The sequence below is a fragment of the Paramaledivibacter caminithermalis DSM 15212 genome, assembly GCF_900142245.1.
Taxonomy (GTDB): domain Bacteria; phylum Bacillota; class Clostridia; order Peptostreptococcales; family Caminicellaceae; genus Paramaledivibacter; species Paramaledivibacter caminithermalis.
Genome location: NZ_FRAG01000009.1, coordinates 63,070 through 77,093 on the forward strand (window position 1 = coordinate 63,070; position 14,024 = coordinate 77,093).

General features: G+C 29.7%; 12 protein-coding genes and 1 other RNA gene. 10 read left to right on the top strand and 3 right to left on the bottom strand.

The annotated features are described in order from the left end of the window. Positions 1–9: 9 nt before the first annotated feature. The 4 genes from ppdK to rpoD all read left to right on the top strand — a co-directional run bounded on the left by ppdK (position 10) and on the right by rpoD (position 7,076). Positions 10–2,631, top strand: a complete 2,622-nt coding sequence (gene ppdK / locus BUB36_RS05375; protein ID WP_073147792.1) for a pyruvate, phosphate dikinase — start codon at positions 10–12, stop codon at positions 2,629–2,631. 239 nt (positions 2,632–2,870) lie between these two features. Continuing rightward, on the top strand, positions 2,871–3,881 hold the full coding sequence (locus BUB36_RS05380; protein ID WP_073147794.1) for a deoxyguanosinetriphosphate triphosphohydrolase: 1,011 nt from the start codon (positions 2,871–2,873) through the stop codon (positions 3,879–3,881). Between the two features lie 221 nt (positions 3,882–4,102). After that, positions 4,103–5,983 (top strand): DNA primase, encoded by a 1,881-nt coding sequence (dnaG, locus tag BUB36_RS05385; protein ID WP_084111744.1) that lies wholly within the window; start codon positions 4,103–4,105, stop codon positions 5,981–5,983. After that, the gene (gene rpoD, locus BUB36_RS05390; protein ID WP_073147796.1) at positions 5,976–7,076 is read left to right on the top strand and encodes an RNA polymerase sigma factor RpoD; all 1,101 of its coding nucleotides are present in this window, start codon (positions 5,976–5,978) and stop codon (positions 7,074–7,076) included. The genes dnaG and rpoD overlap by 8 nt, the downstream gene beginning before the upstream one ends. 46 nt (positions 7,077–7,122) lie before the next feature. On the opposite strand, the gene BUB36_RS05395 is transcribed toward rpoD, so the two are convergent. Continuing rightward, positions 7,123–7,335 (bottom strand): hypothetical protein, encoded by a 213-nt coding sequence (locus BUB36_RS05395; protein WP_073147798.1) that lies wholly within the window; start codon positions 7,333–7,335, stop codon positions 7,123–7,125. Positions 7,336–7,607: 272 nt separating this feature from the next. Between BUB36_RS05395 and BUB36_RS05400 the strand changes: the two genes are divergently transcribed. From BUB36_RS05400 to rnpB, 3 genes are all read left to right on the top strand, one after another. After that, positions 7,608–8,297: a tRNA (adenine(22)-N(1))-methyltransferase gene (locus tag BUB36_RS05400; RefSeq protein ID WP_073147800.1), complete on the top strand. Its 690-nt coding sequence runs from the start codon at positions 7,608–7,610 to the stop codon at positions 8,295–8,297. Beyond that, the gene (locus BUB36_RS05405) at positions 8,288–9,406 is read left to right on the top strand and encodes a Nif3-like dinuclear metal center hexameric protein (RefSeq protein ID WP_073147802.1); all 1,119 of its coding nucleotides are present in this window, start codon (positions 8,288–8,290) and stop codon (positions 9,404–9,406) included. The genes BUB36_RS05400 and BUB36_RS05405 overlap by 10 nt, the downstream gene beginning before the upstream one ends. A 211-nt stretch (positions 9,407–9,617) precedes the next feature. After that, positions 9,618–10,024: RNase P RNA component class A (gene rnpB / locus BUB36_RS05410), an RNA gene on the top strand. Between the two features lie 194 nt (positions 10,025–10,218). Here the strand turns inward: rnpB and BUB36_RS05415 are convergent. Then, positions 10,219–11,142, bottom strand: coding sequence for a tyrosine-type recombinase/integrase (locus tag BUB36_RS05415; RefSeq protein WP_073147804.1), 924 nt, complete (start codon positions 11,140–11,142; stop codon positions 10,219–10,221). 485 nt (positions 11,143–11,627) lie between these two features. Here BUB36_RS05415 and BUB36_RS05420 point away from each other — a divergent pair, with 485 nt between their 5' ends. The 3 genes from BUB36_RS05420 (at position 11,628) to BUB36_RS05430 (ending at position 13,377) form a co-directional block, all read left to right on the top strand. Further along, positions 11,628–11,942 (top strand): hypothetical protein, encoded by a 315-nt coding sequence (locus tag BUB36_RS05420; RefSeq protein WP_073147806.1) that lies wholly within the window; start codon positions 11,628–11,630, stop codon positions 11,940–11,942. A 232-nt stretch (positions 11,943–12,174) separates the two neighbouring features. Next, a complete protein-coding gene (locus BUB36_RS05425; RefSeq protein ID WP_073147808.1) occupies positions 12,175–13,095 on the top strand; it encodes a ParM/StbA family protein in 921 nt (306 codons plus the stop codon). Beyond that, complete coding sequence (locus BUB36_RS05430; protein WP_072724165.1) at positions 13,096–13,377, top strand: hypothetical protein; 282 nt, start codon at positions 13,096–13,098, stop codon at positions 13,375–13,377. Between the two features lie 247 nt (positions 13,378–13,624). On the opposite strand, the gene BUB36_RS05435 is transcribed toward BUB36_RS05430, so the two are convergent. After that, entirely contained in the window at positions 13,625–13,930 is a 306-nt protein-coding gene (locus tag BUB36_RS05435; protein WP_073147810.1) for a hypothetical protein, read from the bottom strand. Between the last annotated feature and the right edge of the window lie 94 nt (positions 13,931–14,024).

The window sequence follows — 14,024 nt, forward strand, 5'->3', positions numbered from 1 at the left end:
AATATAGATATGAAAAAATATGTATACTTTTTTGATGAAGGAAGTAAAGAAATGAAATCTATACTTGGTGGTAAGGGTGCTAATTTGGCTGAAATGAGCAAGATCGGATTACCAGTTCCAGCAGGGTTTACTATTACGACTGAGGCATGTAATAAATATTATGATGATGGTAAAAAAATAGATGATAGTGTGAAAGAAATGATTTTTAATAATCTTTGCAAGTTGGAACTAAAGACCAACAAAAGATTAGGAGATTATAACAATCCATTATTAGTATCAGTAAGATCTGGTGCAGTTATTTCTATGCCAGGTATGATGGATACAGTATTAAATCTTGGCTTGAACGATGAAGCCACAGAGGGCTTGAGTAAAATAACAGACAATCCAAGATTTGCTTATGACAGCTATCGTAGATTTATTCAAATGTTTGGAGATGTTGTATTAGGTATAGAAAAATATAAATTTGATAAAATATTGGATTCAGTAAAGGAAGTAAATGGTATTGAAGAAGATATAGATCTTACTGTTGATAATTTAAAGGAAATAGTTAAAAAATATAAGGAGTTAGTAAAGAAGGAGACAAGAAAAGAATTTCCACAGGACCCCAAGGAACAATTGATGATGGCAGTTACAGCAGTTTTTGAATCATGGAATAATGCAAGGGCAATTGTATATAGAAATATCAATGAGATACCTCACCACTTAGGTACAGCAGTTAATGTTCAATCCATGGTATTTGGAAATTTAGGTGACACATCAGGGACTGGAGTAGCATTTACAAGGAATCCTTCAACGGGTGAGAAAAAGATTTTTGGAGAATTTTTAATAAATGCCCAAGGAGAAGATGTGGTTGCTGGTATTAGGACACCAAAAGCTATTGAAGAGTTAAAAAATATTATGCCTGAGGTTTATGAACAGTTTATAGAAGTAACTAAAATATTAGAACGACATTATAAGGATATGCAGGATATTGAGTTCACTATCGAAAAAGGCAAGCTTTATTTATTACAAACAAGGACTGGAAAAAGGACAGCAAAGGCAGCTATAAATATTGCTGTTGATATGGTAGATGAAGGGTTAATTGATAAGGAAACTGCCATAATGAGAATAGATCCACAACAAATTGATCAATTATTGCATCCTACATTTAAGACAGAAGAATTAGAAAAAGGCAAAAACATAGCAAAGGGATTACCAGCTTCTCCTGGAGCTTCAACAGGAAAGGTATATTTCAATTCAGAAGATATTATAGAAGCTGCAAAAAGAGGAGAAAAGACAATTCTTGTGAGAATTGAAACATCTCCCGAGGATATAGAAGGAATGGTAAATGCTGAAGGAATACTAACAACTAGGGGAGGTATGACTTCCCATGCAGCAGTTGTTGCAAGAGGAATGGGTAAATGTTGTGTAGCTGGTTGTGGTGAAATAAAGGTTGATGAAAATAATAAATTATTCAAAGCTGGTGATGTAGTAATTAGAGAAGGTGAATACATTTCATTGAATGGTAATACAGGCATGGTATATAAGGGGATTATTGAAACACAGGAAGCTCAGCTGATTGGAAGTTTTGCTCAGATAATGAAATGGTCAGATGAGGTAAGAAGATTAAAGATTAGAACGAATGCCGATACACCAAAAGACTCTGAAACAGCAGTTAAATTTGGAGCTGAAGGAATAGGCTTATGCAGAACAGAGCATATGTTTTTTAAAGATAATAGAATCTTGGCTGTTAGAGAAATGATAATAGCAAAAACAACAGAGGATAGAGTAAAAGCCCTTAATAAACTTCTTCCATTTCAAGAAGAAGATTTTATTGGAATATTTGAGGCCATGGGATCTAGACCTGTGACAATAAGGTTACTTGATCCCCCGCTACATGAGTTTTTACCTCATAAGGATGAAGACATAAAAGAGCTTGCAGAAGAATTAAATATGGATATAAAAATATTGAAGGAAACTATAGAAGATTTAAAGGAATTCAATCCGATGTTGGGACATAGGGGGTGCAGACTTGCAATTACTTATCCAGAGATTTATGAAATGCAAGTAAGAGCAATTATTTCCGCTGCTATCAAGGTTATTAATGAAAAGGGTATAGAGGTAAAGCCAGAAATAATGATACCGCTTATTGGACATGAAAAAGAGCTTGAAATTATTAAAAACCTTGTTAATGAAACGGCTAAAGAAGTAATGAATGATGCTAAAACACAATTAAATTATAAAGTTGGTACTATGATAGAAATACCTAGAGCTGCTTTAACTGCTGATGCTATTGCCAAGCATGCTGAGTTTTTCTCCTTTGGAACTAACGATTTAACGCAAATGACCTTTGGATTTTCAAGGGATGATTCTGGTAAATTTATTAATGAGTATAGACAAAAAGAGATTTTTGAAAAGGATCCATTTGCTAAATTAGATCAATCTGGTGTTGGAAAATTAATCGAAATTGCTGTAGAGCTAGGAAAGACTGAAAGAGATGATATTAAGCTGGGAATATGTGGAGAACATGGCGGAGATCCAGAATCTATAGATTTTTGTCATAGGATAGGTTTGCATTATGTTTCATGCTCACCATTCAGAGTACCAATTGCAAGATTAGCTGCGGCACAAGCTGCTATAAGGAATAAATAGAGAACCAAGGATATAATTCCTTATAATATATTTTAAAAAGACATGATTTACCTAAAAAGGTTATCATGCCTTTTTTGTTTGTAATAAAAACTTAATGAAGATTTATGAAGGATTTTTCGTCAATATTGTTGTATATATACATATATATTTTAGAAAGAAAAATATTATATCATTTAAAAAAATATATAGTAGTTATTGTTTTTTTGATATATTGGGAATATTAAAAAGAGGGGTATTTTATGAATATCAGGGAGATAACTGAATCTATTGAACAAAATACTTTATCTGATTATGCATGCAAGTCAAATTACAGCAGGGGAAGAAAGTTTACTGAAGAAAAATGTGATGTAAGAACTGATTTTCAAAGAGATAGAGATAGGATAATTCACTCAAAGGCATTTAGAAGATTAAAACATAAGACACAGGTTTTTTTATCACCCGAAGGTGATCACTACAGGACTAGGCTTACACATACCTTGGAAGTTGCCCAGATTTCAAGGACAATTGCAAGAGCTTTAAGATTAAATGAAGACTTAACTGAAGCTATTGCCCTTGGACATGACCTAGGGCATACTCCCTTTGGACATTGTGGTGAACATGTTCTTAATGAGATACATAGTGATGGATTTAGACATAATGAACAAAGCTTAAGGGTAGTAGATAAGTTGGAGAAGAGAGGATATAAAAATACAGGCTTAAATCTAACCTATGAAGTAAGAGATGGCATACTTAATCATACAGGAGAAACTGATCCATCAACCCTAGAAGGACAAATAGTAAAGCTAAGCGATAGAATTGCATATATAAATCATGATATTGATGATGCTATTCGAGCTAGGGTATTAAAAATAGATTCATTACCTAAAAAATGTACCGAAGTTCTAGGTTTTACCCATAGGGATAGAATAAATACGATGATTAGAGATGTAATTAATAAAAGCTTTGAAAAAAACATTATAACAATGAGTGATGAAATCCATTATTATACAAATGAATTAAGAAATTTTATGTTTGAATATGTATATTTAAATAAAGAAGCAAAGAAAGAAGAGGAAAAAGCTCAAAGTTTAATCATAGAATTATATAATTATTTTTGCAAAAAACCCTTTAAACTACCTCGTGAAATATATGAAGAAATAAAAACTGCAAATGAAATTGAAGAAAAAGTAAAGGATTATATTGCAGGTATGTCAGATAGATATGCTGTAAATAAGTTTTTAGAAATATATGTTCCTAAGTACTGGGTTTAGCTCTAAAATAGAAGAGTATACCCTTAGTAAAAATCTTTATAAAATTACTTTTATAAAGATTTTTAGAAATAAGAAGGATATTAATAAATTATGTCGAATATTGGAACTATGGAAAAAAAATTAGATATAGATTATATATTAGAAAAATTAAATTTTTTGAAAGGAAATCATTAACTAATAGAGAAACATAATGTATAGGGTTTTTGTTAGGTGTGATTCAAATGTCAATGAGGTATTCTGAACAATTGATTGAAGAAGTTACTCAAAGAAATGATATTATTGAAATAATATCCGAGTATGTTAATTTAAAAAATGCAGGAAAGAATTATAAGGGGCTATGTCCTTTTCATAATGAAAAAACACCATCCTTTGTAGTTTCAAAAGATAAGCAATTGTATCATTGCTTTGGATGTGGTGAAGCTGGAGACGTTATAAGATTTATAATGAAGATAGAAAACCTCGACTTTATTGATGCCTTAGAATTATTAGCTGAGAAATGTAATATTGATTTATCAGAGTACAAAAATAATAGTTATAGTAGTGAAAAAATAAATAAAAGAAATCAATTATATGAAGTTAATAGAGAAGCAGCATTATACTTTTATAGAAATTTGATAAGAACTAAAAACGAAGGCATAAATTATTTATTAAATAGAGGTTTAAGTATAGATATTATTAAAAAGTTTGGACTAGGTTATGCTATTAATGATTGGGAAAAACTAAACAAGTATTTACTAGGTAAGGGTTACAAGCAAGAGACTATTCATGAAGCAGGTTTAGTTATAAGTAAAAATGGCAGAAGATATTATGATAGATTTAGAAACAGAGTTATTTTCCCGATAATTAGTACCACAAAAAAAATTGTTGGGTTTGGTGGGCGAGTTTTAGATGATTCGTTGCCCAAATATCTTAATTCGCCAGAGAGTGCTATATTTAATAAAGGAAGAACCTTATATGGTCTTAATCTAGCTAGGAATGAGCTTGGTAAAGAGAAAAGGCTTATAGTAGTTGAAGGATATACAGATGTAATCACTTTGTATCAATATGGAATAAAAAATGCAGTTGCAACACTAGGAACATCATTAACAAAAAATCATGCTGAGCTATTTAAGAGATATTGTCAAGAGGTAATTATTGCTTATGACTCTGATTCAGCAGGTGAAGCAGCAACAATAAGAGGTATGGACATATTGGATGAGGTTGGATGTAAGGTTAGAATTATAAGGCTTAGTGATAAAATGGACCCTGATGAGTATATTAGAAGCTTTGGAGCAGATACTTTTAAAGCTCAAATTAATAAAGCACAACCTTTGATTGACTATAAGCTTGATAAAATAAAAAGTGAGAATGACTTAAATACGAATGAAGGAAGGATTAATTTTTTAAATGAATCAATAAAGATAATTAAATCTTTAAAAAGCCCTGTGAAAACAGATATTTATGTAGAAAAACTATCTAAAGATGCAAGAGTAGCACCAAATGTTATAAAGTCGGAAATTTATGGTAATAATAGGGATAAAAAAAATCAATATAAATATAATAAAAACAATAGAGTTTTTGGATTTAAAACTAATAAAAAGCATGAAAAAAATTTTGAACCAGTAATAAAATTGGAAAAAAATGGTTCGATAGAAATAGAGAAAAACATCATATCTTTATGCTTATCAACCAAAACTAATTATAAAAAAATATCTTCAAAAATTAATGATAAAGACTTTTTAAATAATAATACAAAGAATATATTTTGTATAATAAGTGATATTTATGCAAATAATGAAAAAATTGATTTTATGTCCCTTGTTGATAGATTAGATATAGAGGATACAAAGCTGTTAAAAGAACTAGAGCAGCGTGTTGTACCTTTTGAAAATTTAGATAAAACTATAAATGACTTATTAATTTCATTAAAACATTTTAAAATAAAGAATGAGATTGAATTAACTAAGGAAGAAATTATGAAATTAGAAAAAATAAAATACAAGGATGAAAGGAATGTAATGAAGATAAAGGAATTATGGAAAAAATTAGATTTGTTAGGAAAAGAGTTAAAAAACATAGGGAAAAATCAAATAGATTTGAAGGGAGGGAAGTCATATGAGTAAACAAATTAAGAATAAAAAGATTGAGTCTGTAACTAAACTTGTTGAAAAAGGTAAAAATAAAGGGAATCTTACCTATACCGAAATAATGGATACTTTAGAAGATATTGATTTAGATAAGGATCAAATCGAAGAAATTTATGACTCATTGACTTCTATGGGAATTGAAGTAATAAGTGAGAAAGATGATATTATTATAGATGATGATGTTGACAATACACAAGTTAAAGAAGAATCTAATTTTGATTTAACTTTACCAAAGGGAATTAATATAGATGATCCAGTTAGAATGTATCTGAAAGAGATTGGTAAAGTTCCTTTACTTACTGCAGAAGAAGAAATTGATTTAGCAAAGAGAATGGAAAATGGCGATGAATTAGCTAAGAGAAGATTGTGTGAAGCGAATTTGAGGTTGGTTGTAAGTATAGCCAAGAGATATGTTGGTAGAGGCATGTTATTTCTGGATTTAATTCAAGAAGGCAATCTTGGACTTATTAAAGCTGTTGAAAAGTTTGATTGGAGAAAGGGATATAAATTTAGTACTTATGCAACATGGTGGATAAGGCAAGCTATAACGAGAGCTATAGCTGATCAAGCAAGAACAATAAGAATACCTGTTCATATGGTTGAAACAATAAATAAACTTATAAGAGTGTCTAGACAATTGTTACAGGAATTAGGAAGAGAACCATCTCCAGAGGAAATAGCTAAGGAAATGGATATGACAGTTGAGAAGGTTAGAGATATTTTAAAGATTGCACAAGAGCCAGTTTCGCTGGAAACACCTATTGGTGAAGAGGAAGACAGTCATTTAGGTGACTTTATACCTGATGATGATGCACCTGCACCAGCAGAAGCAGCTGCATTTTCCATGCTTAAAGAACAGCTAATCGAAGTTTTAGATACTCTAACTCCTAGAGAACAAAAAGTTTTAAAATTAAGATTTGGGTTAGAAGATGGAAGAGCTAGGACTTTGGAAGAAGTTGGTAGAAAATTTGATGTAACTCGAGAAAGAATTAGACAAATAGAAGCAAAGGCCTTGAGGAAACTAAAACATCCTAGCAGGAGCAAAAAGTTAAAGGATTACTTAGAGTAAAACCAAATAATATTTTGTTTATAAAGATTCGCTTAATAGCGAATCTTTATCGGTCTAACCAGTATTGTTGTTGATTGCCATATTGAATTTTTCGTTTTTTTTCTTCCTTTGGTTCTTTTTTATCTAGTTTATCTTGAATATAATTCATAATTTGGTCTGCTTCTTCTTCCCATTCATGGGTAGATCCACCCCAACTAAAGTGTACCATATTGGATTGTGGTACTTTGTTCTTTTTTTTATCTGTTTTTTTCTTTTTCATAAAGTCACCTCTATAGTTATTATTTATTCAAATTAAGATTTTTATTATTTATTTATAGATTTTCAAAAAATAAGGATAAAATATTATATAGGAATTTAAGTAAAGACTTTAATTTATACATATCCAAAACGCCCAGAAACGTTGCATATTTGTACATGTATAAATTAAGTTTTACTATGCAAATTTTATAGATAGAGATAAATAATTTAATTCATCTTAAGTTTTACTATTGGAAATATATATTTGATTTTAAACAGAAATGAGGAATAATAATGAAGCTTACTCCAAGATTAAAAATTATAGCAGATTTGGTTCCAAAGGGAAATGTAGTTGCAGATATAGGAACAGATCATGCATATTTGCCTGTATATTTAATTAAAAATAATATAGCTAATAAGGTAATTGCTATAGATATTAATGCTGGGCCTTTAGATAATGCAAAAAAAAACATAAAGAGATACAATCTACAAAATAATATCGAGACTAGAATCGGTAGTGGTTTACAGCCAATAAGACCTAATGAAATTGATGCAGCAATAATTGCAGGTATGGGTGGATTATTAGTAATAGATATTCTAGAGCAGAGCAAAGATGTGTTAGAAACAATAGATACTTTGATTTTACAGCCGATGGTTGCACAGGATGAGGTTAGAAAATGGCTTCATAAAAACAATTTTAAGATTGACAATGAAAAATTAGCTAAAGAAGGAAATAAACTATATGAAATTATGGTTGTAAGTAAGGGTGAGATGTATATACAGGATAGCATTTATTATGAAATAGGTATTAAATTGATAGATAATAAAGACCCTTATCTATGCCAATTCATTGACGAGAAGTTAAAGAAATATTATGATATATTAAAGAATGTAGAAGAACAAAAAACATTAAAGGCAAAAGAAAAATTATTAGAATGCCAAACAAAAATAAAAAAGCTTAAGGAAGTGAAGGAATGTCTGTAGAATGTAGGAATATAATAAACATTATGGAAAATATTGCTCCTGCTTTTTTAGCAGAAGAATGGGATAACGTAGGACTTCAAGTTGGAAATCCAAATAGAGCAGTCAAAAGAATAATGATATGCCTAGAATTAAATGGTAAAACTATGGATGAGGCTGTAGAAAAAGATATAGACATGATAATTACCCATCATCCATTAATATTTAAACCTCTTAGAAAACTAGTAACCTTAGATCCAATTGTTAGGATAGTGAATAAATTAATAAAAAATGATATTAATTTATACTGTGCCCATACTAATTTGGATATTGCAATTGGTGGAACAAGTGATTACTTAGCTCAATTATTAAACTTAAAGGATGTAAGTCCCCTTAGTATTACTCATAATAAAAAATACAGTAAACTTGTTGTCTTTGTTCCTGAAGATAGTATTGAAGATGTAAGAGAAGCTATAAGTCAGGCTGGTGCAGGTAATATTGGGAATTATAGTCATTGTACTTTTCAAACTAAAGGTATAGGTACTTTTAAGCCTTTAGATGGAGCAGTTCCTTACATAGGTAATATCAATGAACTAGAAAAGGTTAATGAATGCAGATTGGAAAGTATAGTAGCAGTGGATACTATAAATGATGTAATCAAAGCCATGCTTAAAGTACATCCTTATGAGGAAGTTGCATATGATATTATACCATTAGATAATAGGATAGAATCCTTGGGACTCGGTAGAATTGGATATTTAGAAAATCCTAAGAAATTAAAGCAGCTTGCATTAGAGCTTAAGAATGTTTTAAATGCTGATCAGATAAAGATGATTGGTGATGAGTCGATGGTTATAGAAAAAATTGCCATTTGTACGGGTAGTGGTAGTGAATTCATTAAGGATGCCTATAAAAATAAATGTGATTGCTATATTACTGGAGATATAAAATATCATGATGCCCAGTTTGCAAAAGAGTTAGGACTTAATGTTATTGATGCAGGACACTATGAAACAGAAAATATAATTTGCAGCTCATTAAAAGAAAGATTAATAACTGAGCTTGAAAAGAATAATTATAAGCTTGAAGTTATTATATCAGAGCTCAATATTAATCCTTTTAAGATTATATAAATAGAAACGCTGTAGGTTGAAAGTTGGGGGGGTTAAATTCAAATTTTTAGGTATCCAAAAATCTTTTATCTTATATATATTTACCTTGATAACCTATAACCTACAACTTTCAACTCCAAAGCGTCATCTGAGGCTTATTTGGTAAAATTTACACTTTGACACAAATCAATATCTATGGTAACATATATTTTGTCGTTAAAAATAAATATTACGAGTAAGTCAGATGGTCGCGTTGCCAATATTGGCAATGAGGAAAGTCCGAGCTCCATAGGGCAGGGTGCTGGGTAATACCCAGTGGAGGCGACTCTAAGGAAAGTGCAACAGAAATATACCGCCTATATAGAAGTTGGAGGATGGATGCTAGAGGTTAGATTTAATCTCTAACGTCCAACTGCTAACCTCTATTTGGGTAAGGGTGGAAAGGTGAGGTAAGAGCTCACCAGAGGCTAGGCGACTAGTCTGCTCTGTAAACCCCATCTGGAGCAAGACCAAGTAGGGACTAAAAAAGGTGGCTGCCCGTTGCCGTCCCGGAGGTAGGTCGCATGAGTCTACTGGCGACAGTAGACCTAGATAGATGACTATCTAATACAGAACTCGGCTTATAGACTTGCTCGTTTAAACCTGATAAACACTAGCTTAAAGGCTGGTGTTTTTCTAGTTATAGACTGTTTTTTGCAATGTCTATAGCCGAGTTCAATCAATTTCGTATGTACTTTGAACAAGTATATTCAATTATAATTTAATGATACTACAAAATATATTTATAGGTCAATGAAAAAAGGACATGATATTCATGCCCTTTAATTAATATTCTACATTGCAGCTAGTAAATCAGAAAGGTGAGAAGTATTCATTTTTGAATAGATAGATAAGGTATCAGCACTTTTATGACCAGTAAACTCCATAATTTTCTGTGATGCAATATTTTTCTTTGCTGCAATAGTACAGAAGGTATGTCTAAAGATTCTAGCAGTAATTTTAAAATCCTTATTTATACTTGCAAGATTTACATATTTATTAATTACGCTATTAAAGGCAGTCTTCGATAATTGGTTTCCTTGTCTAGATATAAATACATATTCTTTTGTTTTATCAAATGTAGCATTATATAGCTGTAATAATGCATCTACTAATTTAGGATGCATAGGGAGCAAGGAATAAGTATTTGTTTTTTCCCTATATATTTTTATCTGTTGGGTTGTAAAATGGATATCACTCCATTTTAGATTTGTAACTTCTGTTCTTCTTGCTCCTAAGTAGCGTAAACATGCAAAAATAGCTATGTCTCTGTATTTATTTCTATCATTTGTGTTTTCAATTACCTTAAATAAATGGTCAAGTTCATGCTCTTCTAAATAATTTGGAACAGATTTATTTTGAGATTTTTTATATTTTAGTTTGCTTGCTGGATTATAGTCAAGAAGTCTATCGTCGTATAAGAAGGAGTAAAAGGAGCGAAGAGAAAACACTCTTCTATCCATTGTGGCAGCTTGTATTTCCTTATGCTCAACTTGCTTTCTCAAGTGAGCTAAATATTGATTCAGGTCGCTTAGACGAAGTTGTTGAATGTATCTTACTCCAGTAAAATTTGATTTTACAAAATTTTTAAATATATTTAAATCAGTTGTATAGCAAACAATAGTTTGTTTTGAATTATTGTTTGCGTATAGATAATTCATAAAGAAGTTAATAGCTTGATTTATAGTAGTTTTTATATTAATGTTATTATTTATCACGATAATTCCTCCAATCTGTTAATAATGTCTTTTATTTTATTTGTTTTTATGGTATAATTTTGTTAATATATTATTATTTGATATTTTTAAAATTACATATTTTGTATATAAGTAAGATATTTACTGGCCAGCCCCTTACAATTTTAGTATAACACCTAAAATTTCATGTAGTGGAGAGTGGGTCTTTTTTTATACAAAAATTGATGAAAACATTGATTTTATGGGAATAAAAATTTTTATAATTTTCTACTTGACTTTCAATAGTGTAAATATATATATTTGTCTTTTTTTCAATTCATTGATGATTTTATATTATTTATAATTTCTCCAACATTTTGGCATATAGCTTTAGTGAAATTTCTAGAGCTATATGCTTTTTTATTTTAAATACTTGAAGTCAATATAGATAAATTTATATAAAAAGAGTATGTAAATATAATTTATTAATTGACTATGTTAACCATAGTATTAGGGAGGTATTTTATATGGTTTTTATATCAGGCATGAATATAGTGGCAGCATTTTTGATTATACATTGTGTAGTTTCCCTATTACCACAATATCAAGATAAACATTTAAAAGTGGCCAGAAGAATTTACTATTTAATTTGGATAGGGACTTATATTACTCAAGTTTTTGAATTGTGGGGATATCATGATTCTGTAATGAAAAATATAATAATGTATATTATTATTGCAGTAATCTTTTTTATAATAGCAATAATAATAGATTTCTTTGCAGTAAGAGCTAAGAATATTTGGGATATAATAGATAAAATTAGTAGGATAAAAAGAAAATAAACTTGACATTAACTAGAAAGATTGATTTTAATAATGAAGGATAAATTGGTTTCATAACTTTAAAAATGGTATCTAAAATTTTTATAAACTCATAGTAATTCTCCTTAAAGGCACTCACTAATAAAGTGAGTGTTTTTTCAAAAAAGACTTGAAATAAAAATAAATAATTCTGTTTAATGTTAGTACCTTAAAGGAACTTAGAAATTAAAGATTATAGAGGGAGGTAGTTGCAATGGAAACAACAATAATTAGCATTGACCATGGTAACAAACAAATCAAAAGTGAATATGGTATTAAATATGACACAGGTTATACAGTTATGGAAAAAGAACCTGTTACAAATAAGAATGTTCTTAAATATAACGGAGAATATTATGTGATAGGAGAAGGTAGGTTTTCAGTGATGAACGATAAGACGATAGATGATAAATTCTTTATACTATCATTGAAAGCGATAGCATTAAATTTGAAAAAATGGAATAAGCAACATGCAGATATTATTTTAAATGTTGGTTTACCACTAATACATTATGGAGAATTAAAAGAAAAGTACAAAAAATATTTTATGAGGAAAGATATAGAATTTGAATATGAAAATGTGCATTATAAAATAGACATTACAGATGTTTTTGTATGGGCTCAAGGATATGCAGCAATGATATCAAAATTTCACGATTATAAGAATACTCAACTGACAATTATAGATTTAGGGGGATATACAACTGACCTATGCAGAACAACAAGTAAAGGATTGCTGATAAATTCATCATGTAACTCAATTCCATTTGGCATTATTCATCTAATCAATGATATAAAGAAAGAATTTTTTCAAAAGGGAATAAATTTAACAGAAGAACAAATAGAAGAAATAATCAAAGGGGAAGCAGATACATTATTTATTAGTAAAGAACTTTATGCTTTAGTTAATAAAAAGGTGGATACTTTTGTTGTTAACTTATTATCTAAAATTAATGAATTAGGATATGTTACAACAATAAATCCTGTCCTTTTTGTTGGTGGGGGAAGTCAACTGCTAAAAAAACACATTGAGCAGAAAACAGATAATATTGGATATGCAGAATTCATGGACGAATTTTCAAATATATATGGATATTCTATTCTAGGAAGACAAGCACTACGAAGGGTGATTTAAATGAGTATACAAAGGATAAATTTAGCCTTCAATTTAGATGATAAAGACTCTGAAAAAGCATATAAAATAATAAAGGCTAACAAAGGAAATATGACTAATTTCGTTGTAAATATAGTACTTGCCGAAGATACTAGATTAAATGAAAAGAGAATAATTAAAGAAGCAGTTAGAGAGGTTTTGGAAGAGGTTAATTGGCAAATTAAAAGTGATAACAGTATAGAAGAAAACTTAGAAGAAAGCAACCTGCCTGACGATGTTCTTGATATTTTTAATAACTTATAAAATTTTGGAGTAGTGAGGTAAATCACTGCTCCTTTATATTTTTTAGAAATTATTGTTTTCCCCTATACACTAAAATAATCATGGTAACATTTTGACGCTTAAAAAAATGTCCTGAATCACATAAAATAAAGGGATTTAGAGATTTGACTAATATACATATTATATATTAACACATACTTAAACATTATGTAGATGCAGATAGGATTTTTTAGCTATTAAAAAAGATAGCCGATATGGCCATCTTAACTTAAATTATTTCAGGATTATCCATATATATTTGCCTTTTGATAAGTGTGTAGAGGTATTGTAAGCATAAATTGTGCTCTTTTTGAAGTTTCAGCCAAGTGGCTTCTCTAGAAATTCTTAGCAATGATTGCGTTAAGATAAATAATAATTGTTCTTGTTTGTCAGGAATATTTTGTGATTTTGTTATAATTGCCTTTGTTTTATTATATATAAGTTGGTCCAGCTTATGAAGTACTGGTGTGCAGTTAAGGCAATTCTCTATTGTTATTATATTAAATAATTGTAAATCTACTTTTAGTTTCTCCATATGCAACACATCCTTTCTTTTATTATTGAGGCATTATAAAAAATGATAAAAAATAAAGTCAAGAAAATTTTTGAAAAGAGTTCTTATGATGAAC